The organism is Saccharicrinis sp. GN24d3 (assembly GCF_052400645.1).
Classification (GTDB): domain Bacteria; phylum Bacteroidota; class Bacteroidia; order Bacteroidales; family Marinilabiliaceae; genus Saccharicrinis.
This window is the reverse complement of record NZ_JBQTGI010000003.1, coordinates 429,215-443,749: the sequence shown is the minus strand read 5'-3', so window position 1 is coordinate 443,749 and position 14,535 is coordinate 429,215. Positions and strand designations below refer to the sequence as shown.

General features: G+C 39.5%; 11 protein-coding genes. 2 read left to right on the top strand and 9 right to left on the bottom strand.

The genetic code is table 11. The features are described from left to right. The first annotated feature begins 39 nt into the window (after positions 1–39). The gene (locus ACT29I_RS06060; protein ID WP_444792938.1) at positions 40–3,039 is read left to right on the top strand and encodes a hybrid sensor histidine kinase/response regulator transcription factor; all 3,000 of its coding nucleotides are present in this window, start codon (positions 40–42) and stop codon (positions 3,037–3,039) included. A 105-nt stretch (positions 3,040–3,144) separates the two neighbouring features. Next, positions 3,145–4,731: a thiol-activated cytolysin family protein gene (locus tag ACT29I_RS06055; RefSeq protein ID WP_444792937.1), complete on the top strand. Its 1,587-nt coding sequence runs from the start codon at positions 3,145–3,147 to the stop codon at positions 4,729–4,731. 712 nt (positions 4,732–5,443) lie between these two features. On the opposite strand, the gene ACT29I_RS06050 is transcribed toward ACT29I_RS06055, so the two are convergent. The 9 genes from ACT29I_RS06050 to tnpA form a co-directional block, all read right to left on the bottom strand. Then, positions 5,444–6,763, bottom strand: a complete 1,320-nt coding sequence (locus ACT29I_RS06050) for a sensor histidine kinase (RefSeq protein WP_444792936.1) — start codon at positions 6,761–6,763, stop codon at positions 5,444–5,446. A 118-nt stretch (positions 6,764–6,881) separates the two neighbouring features. After that, a complete protein-coding gene (locus tag ACT29I_RS06045; protein WP_444792935.1) occupies positions 6,882–7,112 on the bottom strand; it encodes a hypothetical protein in 231 nt (76 codons plus the stop codon). A 119-nt stretch (positions 7,113–7,231) separates the two neighbouring features. Next, the gene (locus ACT29I_RS06040) at positions 7,232–7,663 is read right to left on the bottom strand and encodes an Hsp20 family protein (RefSeq protein ID WP_430931320.1); all 432 of its coding nucleotides are present in this window, start codon (positions 7,661–7,663) and stop codon (positions 7,232–7,234) included. A gap of 69 nt (positions 7,664–7,732) precedes the next feature. Beyond that, positions 7,733–8,281 (bottom strand): hypothetical protein, encoded by a 549-nt coding sequence (locus tag ACT29I_RS06035; RefSeq protein ID WP_444792934.1) that lies wholly within the window; start codon positions 8,279–8,281, stop codon positions 7,733–7,735. 194 nt (positions 8,282–8,475) lie between these two features. Then, the gene (locus tag ACT29I_RS06030) at positions 8,476–8,895 is read right to left on the bottom strand and encodes a response regulator (protein ID WP_444792933.1); all 420 of its coding nucleotides are present in this window, start codon (positions 8,893–8,895) and stop codon (positions 8,476–8,478) included. 56 nt (positions 8,896–8,951) lie between these two features. Continuing rightward, positions 8,952–9,164 (bottom strand): hypothetical protein, encoded by a 213-nt coding sequence (locus ACT29I_RS06025; protein WP_430931317.1) that lies wholly within the window; start codon positions 9,162–9,164, stop codon positions 8,952–8,954. A 131-nt stretch (positions 9,165–9,295) separates the two neighbouring features. Continuing rightward, the gene (locus ACT29I_RS06020; protein ID WP_444792932.1) at positions 9,296–9,922 is read right to left on the bottom strand and encodes a response regulator; all 627 of its coding nucleotides are present in this window, start codon (positions 9,920–9,922) and stop codon (positions 9,296–9,298) included. Between the two features lie 1,198 nt (positions 9,923–11,120). Next, positions 11,121–13,541, bottom strand: a complete 2,421-nt coding sequence (locus ACT29I_RS06015; RefSeq protein ID WP_444792931.1) for a PAS domain-containing sensor histidine kinase — start codon at positions 13,539–13,541, stop codon at positions 11,121–11,123. Positions 13,542–13,941: 400 nt separating this feature from the next. Continuing rightward, positions 13,942–14,406: an IS200/IS605 family transposase gene (gene tnpA / locus ACT29I_RS06010; protein ID WP_430931314.1), complete on the bottom strand. Its 465-nt coding sequence runs from the start codon at positions 14,404–14,406 to the stop codon at positions 13,942–13,944. Positions 14,407–14,535 lie beyond the last annotated feature (129 nt).

The following is a 14,535-nucleotide window of genomic DNA, read 5'->3' as shown; positions in this document are numbered from 1 at the left end:
GAGTTGCTTACCTATTGCTAACATTTAAATTATTGGTTTATGCGTTACAATTTAATTAGCATGCTTACGCTCATATTGTGGTCTGCGCCAATTTTAATCTCCAAAATTTCTTCTTCCACACAGGAATCGTTTAAAAATAAAAATGACAGTTTACTAAATGTCATTCGTTCCACCGCCAATGATACAGACAAAACAATGTTGTATATTGATTTATGTGACCTAAATACTTATAACAACTCGAAAAAAGCGGTTGAATATGCAAAGCAAGCTGTATATACAGCCAATCAAGCCGATTATTATTTAGGAATTGCCAAAGGTTACGAACGAGCAGCCAATGCATATTTTCAGTTGGGAGACCATGAACGTGCCACAGCGTATTATTTAAAAGCGGGCGATGCCAACAAAAAGGCGGGTAACTACCAGCTCGATGCCTCCGTAAACTATAACCTGGGTAACATTCAACATGAGCTAGGCAATTACGACAGCGCTATTTACTATGCCCAAGAGGCCGGGAAAATATTCAAAGCCAATAACGATTCGATGGGTTATGGCGCTTCGTTATATTTGGTATCCAGCGAATATCAGTCCAAAGGAAATTACGAACTGGCAACAGCAAACATTTTACAAGCCCTGGAAATTTTTAGAAACAAAGGCGTAAAAGAATGGGAAGTATATGCGTTAAACATGCTGGTAGGTATCTATAACGTTCAAAAGAAATATAATGAAAGCCTGGCGTTGCTCAACACCTGTTTACGCTATCATCAAAAAAACAATAACGCTAAGTTTACCGCCATTACCTATCGCCTTATCGGCGATATATATCTGGAAATTCCTGATTACGAGAGAGCAAGAGTTAACTTGGATTCTTCGTATCAAATTACGGTTGCAAACGGGTTTGCGCAAGAAGAAATCAAGAGTATGTACTCTTTGGGGCAATTGGCGTTTAGAACAAAAAACTATGAAAAAGCTTTAAAAATTTATCAATCAGGTCTGAAACTGAGTTACAAATGTGACGATGCGCTTTTTAAGTGTTCCAATTATTTCGGGATTGGCGAATGTTTCTCAGAACAGAAAAAGTACCATGCTGCCATTGATAATTTGGAGCAAAGTATTCTTCATGCCCAAAATATTGAAGACAATTATAAACTGAGGGACGCCTACGAAATTATATCGAGAAATTATGAGGCACTAAACAATCCCCAAATGGCGTTGAGCAACTTTAAAAAGTATAAGCAGTTTAGCGACAGTATCCATGCCAAAGAAAACAAACGACAGTTTGCCGAATTGACATCGAAATACGAGACCGAAAAAAAAGAGAAACAAATTACGGTTTTGCAAAAGGAAAATGCGAAAGCGGAATCTAACCAACAGCGTGTTTTGTTTTTCTGGATATTAACCCTGGTAGTCGGTGTGCTGGTAGTAACAATTTTGGTTCAGGCCTACCGAAAAAACAAACAATTACTGCGGGCCGAAAAAGAACTGGACCAGGTCAAGTCGAGGTTTTTTGCCAATATTTCGCATGAGTTCAGGACGCCCTTAACCCTGATTCTGGGGCCGGTGAGCGAAATGCTGAAAAACAAAGCGTCCGAACCCTTCCAACCTTCATTGCATACGGTAAAACAACAGGCCAACCGGTTGCTTTTGTTAATCAACCAGATACTCGACTTATCCAAACTGGATTCGGGTAAGTATTCGCTCCGTATTATTCAAGGTGATTTTGTGGCGATGTTCAAAAGCACGGTACTTTCCTTTCACTCGCTGGCCGAAACCAAAAACATTCATCTGGAGATAGAATGTGAAAAGGAACAATGGATGATCCATTACGATCCCGAAAGCGTGGCCACGATACTCAACAACATTCTGTCCAACGCATTTAAGTTCGAACCCCATAACGGGCATATAAAAGTGCAGCTGGATTCTTCCGGCTCCGACGCGAATCAATTAAGTATTGCCATTACAAATAGCGGATCCTTTATTCCGGAAAAAGACTGTGCCTTGATCTTTGACCGTTTTTACGGTTCTACCCATACGTTTTCCCAAGGTAAAGGAACTGGAATAGGCCTTGCTCTTACCAAAGAACTTGTAAATATGCACCAGGGCAGTATACAAGTAAAAAGCACCAGGGAAACAGGCACTTGCTTCACACTATTACTGCCAACAAATCTTCCTGTTACCGAGCAAAACATGGCTATAACACCTATACGTCCTAATGGCAAGGAACATAAACCCAATGGTAAAAAACTTACCGTGCCTTCCGAAATTTCCCAAACAAATTCATTGCCCCTAATCCTTGTGATCGAGGACCATCAGGAGGTATCTGAATATATTGTTTCGATTTTGGAAAACAAATATCAGATTATTACAGCCAGTAATGGCAGGGAAGGCGTGGATAAAGCTTTGTTATTCATTCCGGATATAATTGTAAGCGATGTGATGATGCCGGAGATGAACGGTATTGAAGTTGTGCAATCCTTAAAAAGCAACGAATTGAGTTCGCACATCCCTATGATACTTTTAACCGCCAAAGCGTCGGTAGATGACCGTATTGAAGGGTTGGAAGTAAAAGCAGATGCCTATTTGACAAAACCTTTCAATGCTGATGAACTGAGACTTCTGATTCACAACATGCTGGATCATCGCAATAAGTTAAAGGAGAAATATTCGGATGAATTAGTAATTAACACGGCCAATATTCAGGTTAAATCTCTCGATCAGGTTTTTATGACCAGGATATGTCAAGCTATCGAAGACAATCTCTCCAACGAAAACTTCTCCGTGGAAGAACTGGCCGGCATTATCGGGTTAAGCCGAAGTCAACTGCACCGAAAACTGGAAGCGGTCACCGCTAAATCCACCAGTCGATTCATTCGGGAGTATAAGCTGGAACGAGCCAAAGAACTTATTCTTAAAAATACGGGTACAATTTCAGAGATTGCCTTTATGACCGGCTTTAAGAATATGGGATATTTTAACAAATCATTTAAAAACTATTTTAACACAACCCCCGGTCAACTTAAGGAAAACACTGATATACTATAACTTATATCCCATGCAACATAAGTGTAACATCACGCAACATGTGCGTTACCCTCCTCGATGACAATTATCGTAATTTTGGATAAAACAATCTCAAACTCCATTATTATGAAAAAGTCAGGTTTAAAATCAAACAAAGAATTATGGGGTGCAAATATTATTAAAATAGTATTGCCCTTATTAGTAATCGCCCTAATTGGATTTAGCTGTCAAAAGGATGATGGCCCCAATGCCGCTGAAGTTACCAACAACTATATCTTAAACCTCCCGCCTGTAACTTTCCCTTCGGAACAAGCCGAAGAATTGGATAGTTCCGCCACGGACCAAGATCTGGAATATGACTACACCATTGATTATTATACGGTGGCAGCGGGTTACAACGAGCAAATTGTACTAAACCCACAAACGGATGTTATTTATCCGGGAGCACTGATTAAAGGTGAAAGTATACTGGATGGTAGTTATATCCCTATCCCGGTTGAGCGCAAACCCATTACCATTTCAACTTCGCTACAAGGTTCCGGTCAGGTTTCGGTAGTTGTTGACAACCCGGATAAGTTGTCTGAGGTACGTGAGGCTGTCAATTCACTGATGAACCAGGAATACGACGTGCCCCCGGCCAACATCGGTTTTACCGTTGAAAAAGTATATAGCCGCGAACAGTTACGGCTTGCTCTAAAGGCCAGCTATGACAACGGTTTTGGCAACATTAATTCCAGCTTCGACTATTCCAATAAAAAAATCAGGTCGAGATTTGTAGCCAAGTTCATTCAAAACTATTATACCTTAGATATGGACTTGCCACAAGAACCATCTGACCTTACGGACGATACATCCAACAACAACCTTTATGGTTCGCTGATGCCCATGTATATATCCACTGTTACTTTTGGACGAATGGCTTTGTTCACTATTGAATCGGAATTGGAAGAAACTGAGGTACAGGCCTACCTGGAAGGCTCGTATGGTGATGTGGAAGGTGAAACGTCGTCCGATTTTGAAAGCTTAAAAGCCAAATCCACCATGAAAGTGTATGTGTTGGGGGGATCAGGATCCGATGCCGGAGCCACCATAAACGGATTTCAGGACTTTAAGAAATATATCGTTCAGGGAGGAAACTTTTCTAAAGAATCCCCGGGAGCGCCGATTTCTTATAAATTGAGATATATTAACGACAACTCGATTGCACGTATCGTATTTGCGGCCTCCTATCCTATCAGGACGGCCATACCGCGCACGGACAACATTAGATATGACATTTCCGTTCGTCTGCGTTCCATGAAACCTAAGTTTAGTGATGGTGCTGCCGGAGAATATAATGAATTATGGGGAAGCATTAAAAGTAAGCTCGGAAGAAATTCATCGTACAAAACTCATTGGAGCCAAAGTGATGGCGGCTCTTATTTGAAACTAAAACAAAACCAAACACATTACTTTTCAGATAATACAACTACGAATCGCACTTACACGAATTTAGTAGGAAGCGATCATATTACACTTAGACTTGATGTGAACGAAAGCGATTTAACCAAAGATATTGACATGGGTGTGGGTACATATAATATCGAATTACCTACAATTGTTAACTCGCCAAATGGAGAATATACTTATACGATATCTAACTATGGTAAAAGTCAACATTATATGGATCTTACATTTGTGTTTAAATTAAAGAAACTATATCGCGTAGAATAATCCGAGACCTGTCATCAGGAATTTGCATAAATCCTTAATGTCAGCAGGCATCAGCTGTATGGAGGGAATCCTGGTTTAACCCGCAATATGCATTAGAAAATCTATTACACATTGAAATTGTTTCAAAACAAGACACACCGCTGCTTCACTTCAACTCACCATAACGATGAAAACCTAGTAAGATTGCACTTTCAATGTTCACGACGAAGTTCTAATACATAATCCGGGTTTAAAATATTTACCGTAATTCAGAACTGTTTTTAAACCTGCGGTAGAGAGCGTATTTCGAGAATTCGGGGTACGCTCTTAAAAATTGTAGAAAAGTGACGGGGTGAATATATTGTCATACAAGATAGCAGGTCGGATAATTCCCCCTGGCTGACAAAACAGTTGACCATCCTCACATGCTCTATTCAAGCATTTTTTTTATTGTTCTTTTTTGATGTTGCATTATCGACCATTCAATGATAGAGTTCTTGCTTGAAGGTAGCGATTTCGCACTTTCGCGGAGGATCGCTTACCATGAAAACAGTTTTCATAATATTTTAATTTAATATTAGATTGATTCGTTTTTTAAGAGCATAGGTTCCATACATCCGGATTTTGTGCGCAAATGTATTGGGCAAGCCATGGGACGGTGTAATGACAAAACGGACATGTATAAAAATGAATCTTCCCGGTATACTTTTACAAACCGAAGCTTATGGTTGGATTAGTGCCTGACTTCGCTAGTGCGAAGATTGCTAATATTTAACGATGTATTATTCTTTTGTACATTAAATGTAAATTTACTACCCTTATTCAATGCACTTTCGACTTTAAGCTCGCCTCCCAGTTTCTCCGCCAGTTTTTTACATATCATTAAACCCAGTCCGGTACTTGATTCACCGTTTGTTCCACATCTATTCGTATTAATTCCCATATTAAAAAGATTCTTCACCATTTCCTTATTCATGCCGATACCAGAATCGTGAATGACCACCGCTACTTTTCCATTATTGCTGTCTTCGGTTGAAATGCAGATTTCACCACCTTGTGGTGTGAATTTTATGGCGTTATTGATTAAGTTTCTTTGTATGGTTTGAAATATATGTATATCCGCAAAAATATCGATATCACCTGGTACCAGAGTACTAATTTTAATATCCTTGTTGCTGCATTCTTCTTTGAAAAAGTTAACACTTTTAATGGTCATGTCTTTCAGATTAATTGTCTGAGGATTCAAATTCATTTTCCCTTGTTGAATTTTTCCCCACTCCAGCAACGATTCTAAAAGTTCGAATGCATTTACCGATGACTTATTTATTAATCCCGCAAATTCCCGCATTTCTTCTAATGTGAGGTTGCTGGATTTATTGCACATTAATTCGGTAGCACCTAAAATACCGTTGAAAGGAATTCTCAAATCATGCGCCATAATATTAAAGAACAGGTCTTTTGAAGAATTTTGTCTCTGTAGTTCAAAATTTTCATTTATCATCTTTTTCTTTTCCTTTTCGTAGGTATTTTTCAAAAAGCTTGTCATCAAAAAAACAGCAATAATTGCAGCTACATAGCCAAATAGCAGCGCCGATTCTTTTGCTTCAACATTGGGATAAGGTATAATCAGCTCATCATAATACTGGTTCTCCAGAATAATTAACAGGGCAAAGTTTGCTATTGTAACTGTAAGTAAAAGCAATTGGTATTTGGTTTTGGAAATACCAATAAATATAGAAGTGAAAACTATATATAGGGCGGGTATCGAACCCGTTAAACCTTCGTTCAACACCCACAGAACAGATAGAAAGCCAAGGGTGGTAAAAAAGAAGATAAAAGAGTTGAATATTTTCTTAAAACGCGATAAATAATAAAGTACGCCATATGTGACAACTCCAATGACAACTGCAACATTAGGTATTATTGAGAATCCCGGTTTAGTATCCCAGATGAGAGCTAATATCCCCGCTACTGCACCCACTAAACAAGTGGAAATATATATTCTATTCTCCAAATTAAATGATTCTTTATTTCCAATAAGAAATCCAGGCATAATTTAAAGTATTGCAAATTAATACACGGTTTGTATCTGAAGCGAAATTTTTCGATGGTTCATTAACAGGTTTCCCCGCATAAAAAGGCCCTTAAAGAACACAAATCCCACCATTTTTTTAATGGTACTGAATATCTTGTACCATGGTATTTGCGCCCAAAACCTCCACAATAATATCATGATGGCGATGATCAAAACGCTGGTATACCCACTTTTTTAGCAGGTTATATTCTGTGGCCGATAACCAGCTTGATGATTTTATCAATTCTTTTTTAAACAGTTCGGGATTATCAATTACACCTTCTAAAACCCTTTTTTGATGTTCCAGCATAGCATTCATGTTAAGCATCCGGTTTTCCATTTTAACAAAAAAATAACAGACCAAATCAATAAAAAATTTGAATTTGAGCTTTCTCCCCCAATGAGTAATTAAACTTTGCGTTCTGTTGCCCGGGTCAACTGCATGATTCACCCAAAATAAGATTCTTTAAAACAAACCTCAGGCGTATAGCGGTATCCTTCTTTAATAGGAAGAGTTTTAATTCTGGGGATATTAACCATCAAAACACCATTATCCACCACGGTCTGGATGTTATTGGTATCCATATCGCGCCATATGTTTATTTTTTCTATCAGGATGCTTTTGGGTTCTGTTTCGCCCATGATTGCATAACTACCCGGAAGGTCTTTTATTTCACCCGTTATTTTTAGTATTACTTCGTCCTTGCCCAATTCAACCTCTACACCTATTTTTTTGATATGTGTAACATTATACTTAAACATATAAGCTTTAGGCGACTGTAAAACCGTTTCTTCCAACGGAATCCGACTTGATATTGTTGAACCGGTCAAATGCTTGTCATTTCCTAAGATATCTGAACCTAACCTTTTGTTTTTCATGATTTATTCCTTTCTTAAAATAGTTTATATTTATTGCGTACATTTATATTTAATAAGGCTATATTCACCTCACTCATGCTGTTCTGCATAAGATGGTTTAGCAATTGATTCTTCAATTCTGTTGTTAACGGCCATTCTATACGCCATCGACTTAATGATGGAAAGCGTGGTTGCGAGATGAGACCTATTGTATACACCCTGATTTTCTTTATTGGTTTTTAACAGGTGTTTGTATTTGGCTTCTATAAATCCGATATGCCGAAACCCTCCGCCGGATTCTTTTGATCTGGCCATCAGTTCTTCAGGGGTGATATGACTACCTATAATAATTCCGAGATTATCGATGGGTTGGGTTGCTTTTTTGAGCAATTCTTTGGTCTCTTTTGTTTTTTCTTGTCTGTTTTTAATATAACACCGTACCCAATCTTCCAGAACTGTGGTATATGTGGGATTTCCCATCTGTATTTCTGTCCAGATGTACAGATCGGGGCTGTACAGTACTTTGGCCAGTTTGTTCAATGCAATAATGGATGTAAGAAGATAGGAATTGGGATTTCCAAGATTTTCCAAAACTTCGCTGAACAGGCTGTTTATTACTTCTACATTCTTAGCGTTCATTTTATATTGTTTTTATCTTTAGTATTACAAATAATATTTATATTGATGAACTTCACGGAGGTGTTTTAAATATATTACAATTCCGGGCATTTGCCTGTAGTTAAATAGCAATGGGTTTTGTAGGTAAAATAACGATTGAAATGTAGCACAATCGACTACAAATGGATTAATACTAAGCCGGTTTTACCCAAGGGTTACACCTCACTCCCATAGGTAATTTCTTGTTGCCTTCTCTTAAGCATTTTATCTATTCGTTTAACCAGATAGTCTAAATGAACTGGGTTTACCAGATAAGCCGCGGCTCCGCGTTTAAAGGCTTCTTCCCAATACAGGGGTGTGTTAATTTCAGAAACCATGATCACAGGGGTACGCTGAAGGTCAGGAATTGATTTGATATCTTTTAATAAAAACAGACCTGTCGTGTTTTTTAACTTAAGGTTCATCAGTATGACATCGGGTTGTTCCGTACAGGCACTTTCAATAGAATGTTCACTACCGGATGAAACAAGGGTGTAATTCTTGTTTTCTAACATGTGTTGAAGCATCACTAAAGTTTCATCATCGTCTTCAACAATCAGAATTTTGGCTTGTAATTCTTCGTAGATATTTTTCATATATTTAATAAAATTTAGGGTGTTTTATTGGGGCATGAAACCGTTTATCCATGTACTTACGAACCGGATTGTGCGATACAGTCATGTCCCAAACAAAGCACCTCTTCATAAATTTCGGGGTGCCGGTTCCGGAAGTTATCACAAACCCATTTGATCAATATAGTCCGTTCGTTCACATTTAACCATAACATGGATTTCATAAGTTCTTTTCTGAACAGTTCTTTGAAATCAACTACTCCGTTCAAAACATTTTTCTGATGCTCTAACATAAACCTGGATTGATTATTAATATACTTTTTCAAACTCGATAGCAAGTATATTTATAATCATGGAAATACCGTGTAGTGAAATAACCTCGGCTGTTGTAGTTAAAACTACGATAAGAATGTAGCGTAAATGACTATAGGTTGTTTTTTACGACATAACGGATAAGCTGGGAAGTGGAATCGAAATTCATTTTTTTGAAGATACGGGATTTGTAGGTGTTGACCGTACTGATGCCTAATGCTAAATTTGCTGCTATCTCTTTGGTTGATTTACCGGAACCTATCTGGCATAATATCTGGAATTCACGGTCCGACAGTTTTTCATGAAGTTTTTCCGATGAACCTGTGTTTAAATCCCATGCAAGTTTTTCCGCTAACTGTTCACTGATATATCGTCCGGTGCTTATCGACTTTCGAATGGCCTTAATTAATTCTTCGGGTGCCCGGTCTTTGGTAATGTATCCCGAGGCGCCGGCCTTAATAGCCCTGACAGCAAATTCTTCTTCCGGGTTAACACTCAGCATAAGGACGTGCATGTCGGGCTTTATTGTTTTTATATCTTTTAGCACATCCAGCCCGTTTCGGTCGGGTAAGTTAATATCCAGTATGATCAGGTCACATTCATTTTTAAGGATAAAACCACATGCTTCGGCTCCTTTTTGTAATTCGCCAACAACCCAAATGTCCTTCTCGGTTTTAAGTGTCTTTTTTAATCCTTCCCGGATAAGAAAGTGATCATCCACTATCAGTAATTTAATCACGAATAGGTCGGTTTATTGTTTAGTATTGAATAGATGTGTTATACTAGTATTTGTGTTACGGGTATCTATTTCAAATATACAATAATTTTTGAAGTATACTTGTTTTATTCGAATACAAACAAACCACACGAGGAACTGATGCCATTGGCTGTGGTGTGCCAGCCCTGGAAGTCAATCCCCCTGCATAGTTACAATCGTCAGAAAGATCCAAGACCGCCCCCTTTTCCAAGGGGGAAGGATCCGTTCACCCCTCCGTTGGCGAAGCATCAATGGGGATAATTTTAATAAAATAGTAGAAAACCACCTCCCGGTTCGTACCTCACCGTACTCCTCCTTGGTAAGGAGGAGAACTGATTCTCATGATTTATAACGATTTACGGGCATTCACCCTTAGTTTCTATAATGTCATAACCCTCAGGCCATGGGCGACAGGCGGAAAGGGAGGTGGTGATTAATAAGGTGGTAACAAAAAGAACCTTTCAGGGGCATTAGCTTTGGAGTGCCGACCCTTAATGTCAATCCCCCTGCATAGTTACAATCGTCAGAAAGATCAAAGACCGCCCCTTTTCCAAGGGGGAAGGATCCGTTCACCCCTCCGTTGGCGAAGCATCAATTGGGATAATTTTAAAATATAGTAGAAAACCACCTCCCGGTTCGTACCTCACCGTACTCCTCCTTGGTAAGGAGGAGAACTGATTCAGATGATTTATAACGATTTACGGGCATTCACCCTTAGTTTCTATAATGTCATAACCCTGTCTGCCGACAGGCAGGCGCTACGCGGTATTGTTTCAACGCGTGAACACCGTGGGTGTTCCGGCATTATAGAAAACGTGGTACGGTTGCGAAGTTTACCGCGTAGCGGTTACGGCATGTTATGTCCCGCCTTAGCGGGAGGGGTGTCATTATGGGCAAGTTCCCGGTCTGCAACCATAACCGTCAGCCTATGGGCGACAGGCGGAAAGGGGGGGTGATTAATAAGGTTGCAACAATAAGAGCCTTTCAGACGGATTGGCTGTGGTGTGCCAGCCCTGGAAGTCAATCCCCCTGCATAGTTACAGTTGTAAGAAAGATCCAAGACCGCCCCCTTTTCCAAGGGGGAAGGATTCGTTCACCCCTTAGCTCTAGGCCATGGGCGGAAGGCGGGCAAATCGGCACCAGCGATGCAATGATTACACGGTGTTTCTTTTTTCGTTTCTCAATGCGGTTTTCCCGGCAATGGTATCTTAATCCATATATTGGTCCCCTGTCCTGCTTCGCTTTTTATTTTCAGTTCCCCATTCAGCAGAAGTACCCTCTCTTCCATACCCAGCAACCCAAACGATTGTTTTTGTTCCCGTACATTTAAGTCAAAACCAGCCCCATTATCGCTTATTGTAAGCGTGAGATATTTTTTACTTTTTTTAATCACCATATTTACCCTGGAAGCTTTTGCATGTTTGGCAACATTGGTCAGCACTTCCTGAACTATCCGGAACAGTGCGATATTGGAGTCTTTATCAAAATCAATACGATCAATATTCGAGCTAAAATCTGTCCGAACCCTGTTCCTTCGCCCGAATTCATCCAGATGCCGTTGTATGGCCGGTATAACGCCGAAGACATCAAGCACCTGCGGGCGGAGCTCGGTAATCATTTTTTTTACGTCGTTGATGGCTGTAGTCAATACATTCTTCGATTCTTTCAGTTCGGTTAATATTCCCTGCCGATCCACCGGTTTGTTTTTATCTTTTATTTCCCGTTCTATGGTTGACAAATTCATATTGAGGGCCGCCAATACCTGGCCAAATTCATCATGTATTTCCCTGGCGATAGCCGTTCTTTCCTCTTCGCGTACCGATTGTAGATGCCGGGTATGGGATTGTAACTGCTTCGTCTTTCTTAATAAATTTTCTTCCGTTTTTTTAAGTTCGGTAATATCCTGTATAATCGTAAGCATATGTCTTTTCCCGTATAAATGAATTGGAACAACTTTTACTTCTACCTGAAACTCAGATCCGTCTTTTCTATAGTTTGTTCCATACACATGAGCGGATTTACCTTCTTGAATTTTTTCTGTAATTTGGGTTAATTTCTCCAATAAATTTTTACCAATATATTGATGAATATCTAAGGACAAAAATTCATCCCTGGAATAACCGTGCATGTGGTAGGAAGCAGGATTGGCATCTATCATTCGATGGGAAAGGTCGCGAATATGAAATCCAATGGGGGCGTTATCAAAAATGGTCCTGTACCTTTCTTCACTTTCCTTGAGCGACTTCTCAGTTTCCTTTAATTTTGTGATGTTCAACATTGAGGTTAAAAGCGCATCTTCACCTCCGTAAATGATTTTTTTCACCGACATGTGGGCCCAGTATAGCTTTCCGCTCTTAGCTTTTATCCGGCATTCAAAATCATCTGCCTTCCCCTGTTGTTCTATGATTTCCAGTAATTTCTTGCGGTCATTATAATCCACATATACCTTATCTGTGGTAACAGTTTGCAGTTCCTCGTGTGAATATCCCGATATTTCAGACATTTTATCGTTGACTTTAAGCACCTTGCCGGAGAGGGATGTGATGCTAACAGCGATGGTTGAATTGTTAAATAACGACCGGTATCTATCCTCGCTTTCCCTAAGGGCTTTTTCCATCCGTTTCCGTTCGGTAATATCAACTATACTTAACATGACTTCAGGTTCTTCTTTTAAACTAAGCAAGGCCGTTGAGATCAGGAATGTCGCCTCTTTTTCTTCACCATTTATTAACAACGGTAACGAAGCTTCTTTCATTTCATGGGTTATCCCTTTTTCAAAGGTATCCATTACCCTATTGCGAATAGGGCATTGAACACAGGAAGGTCCAAACCCACACCCTTTCGGATGGTCAAGATGATGTATACACCGGATGGCTTCGCCGCCGCGTAATCCAATCAGGTCATGCGAAGATGCCCCAATATACTTTTCTCCATACTTGTTAATTTTTTTTATCCTTCTATCTTTATCAATTAGCATTAGCAGAACTGGGGCATTTTTATAAATAACGTCCAGCTCCTCTTTGTTCTTTATATTGATGGCTTCGCTTTGCTTTCGTAAGGTAATGTCTATGAGCATCAGCCGCCACTGATGCAATTTTCCTGAATCATCACAATCAGCCTCTATTTCTGCCAATACCCACGCTGGCCGGTTGTCATTGATTTGAAGAGGCAGCTCGATACGCTGTTTCTCCCCGGTTTTGATGGATTCTTTAAGGGTTTCGTGATAGGCACCTTCCCAGCCCGGTGCTATAAAATGGCTGAACCCTGAATGCAACAGGTACCGGCGTTCCGTTTGTAATAACGTGACCGTCATCAGGTTTGCACGGGTAATAATACCTTTTGCATTGATGGTTATATAACCGCAGGAGGCAAACTCGTACAGGTTCTCGTACTCCAGTTGAAGGTCGGATATTTCCTGCCGCGACTGCCGGAGTTCTTCGTTCTGGAGTTCAAGTTCGATCTGCTGTACCTTTAATTCATGGATCAGTTCGAGCATGTCGGCGGAATCCGCATTTGTGCCAACGGGCTGATGCTTAATTAACTCTTCTGCCCGTTGGCGGAGTATTTCAAATTTGTCGGATTTATTGTTGTCGTGTTGCATACCTTTCTGTTCACCGGTTAATAGATACCGCAAGCAAGTTGGAAACTTGTGGCCAGGGCTTTATTGTTTATTCATGCGCATGTATTGTCACGAATATACTAAATTATTAGGAGGAGGGAGAAATAGGGAATGGTCATCTGCAATTTTCCATTTATTCAATCCGTAACCGCTACGCGGTATGGTTTCAAAACGTAACATTGTTCTACAATGCCATAACCGCCACGCGGTATGGTTTTAACACATGAACGTTTTTTTACAAATCCGTAACCCTACAATGCCATAACCGCTACGCGGTATCGTTTCAAAACGTAACATTGTTCTACAATGCCATAACCGCCACGCGGTATCGTTTTAACATATGAACACCTTGGGTTTTCCGGCATTGTAGGTTACGGTGTGTTCATTCAAAATATTTAAATAGATAATGTTCATCAAACTCTACCTCAAATTTTTTTAGAAAAGACGAATACTCCTTCTTAAACGACTGTTTTTGATGATGGTCCTCCTGATTTTTTACGTAATTGTAAATGTCATCTAATTGTGATCGACCATAAGAAAATGCACCAAAACCTTCCTGCCATTGAAACCTTCCATTAAATACCTTCAAATCATTTATAAAAATCGATGAAAGCCTTTTGACTTCTTTAACGGTGTCCGAAACAGATACTTTTGGATTCAATCCGACCAAAAGATGCACATGATCTTTCATGCCATTAATTATTATTGACTTATGGTTCAAAGTTCGAATAATACCGCCCATGTATTCAAAAACACGAGGCCGAATCTTATCAACTAAAAGTGCTTCTCTGTGAAAGGGAGAAAAAACCAACTGAATATAAATTTGCGTGAAAGTTCCTGGTTTCATAATTATGTCAGATTAAATTCATCATAATTTACATACAATTTTCCATTTAATCAATCCGTAACCGCTACGCGGTATGGTTTCAAAACATGAACATTTTTTTTACAAATCCGTAACCCTACAATGCCGTAA

What these genes read in the sequence shown, in the direction of transcription:
- ACT29I_RS06030 (WP_444792933.1), bottom strand. Translation starts at nt 8,895, where the DNA reads ATGAAAAATATCTACGAAGAATTACAAGCCAAAATTCTGATTGTTGAA.
- ACT29I_RS06045 (WP_444792935.1), bottom strand. Translation starts at nt 7,112, where the DNA reads ATGCTTAACATGAATGCTATGCTGGAACATCAAAAAAGGGTTTTAGAA.
- ACT29I_RS06025 (WP_430931317.1), bottom strand. Translation starts at nt 9,164, where the DNA reads ATGTTAGAGCATCAGAAAAATGTTTTGAACGGAGTAGTTGATTTCAAA.
- ACT29I_RS06055 (WP_444792937.1), top strand. Translation starts at nt 3,145, where the DNA reads ATGAAAAAGTCAGGTTTAAAATCAAACAAAGAATTATGGGGTGCAAAT.
- ACT29I_RS06035 (WP_444792934.1), bottom strand. Translation starts at nt 8,281, where the DNA reads ATGAACGCTAAGAATGTAGAAGTAATAAACAGCCTGTTCAGCGAAGTT.
- ACT29I_RS06015 (WP_444792931.1), bottom strand. Translation starts at nt 13,541, where the DNA reads ATGCAACACGACAACAATAAATCCGACAAATTTGAAATACTCCGCCAA.
- tnpA (WP_430931314.1), bottom strand. Translation starts at nt 14,406, where the DNA reads ATGAAACCAGGAACTTTCACGCAAATTTATATTCAGTTGGTTTTTTCT.
- ACT29I_RS06050 (WP_444792936.1), bottom strand. Translation starts at nt 6,763, where the DNA reads ATGCCTGGATTTCTTATTGGAAATAAAGAATCATTTAATTTGGAGAAT.
- ACT29I_RS06040 (WP_430931320.1), bottom strand. Translation starts at nt 7,663, where the DNA reads ATGAAAAACAAAAGGTTAGGTTCAGATATCTTAGGAAATGACAAGCAT.
- ACT29I_RS06060 (WP_444792938.1), top strand. Translation starts at nt 40, where the DNA reads ATGCGTTACAATTTAATTAGCATGCTTACGCTCATATTGTGGTCTGCG.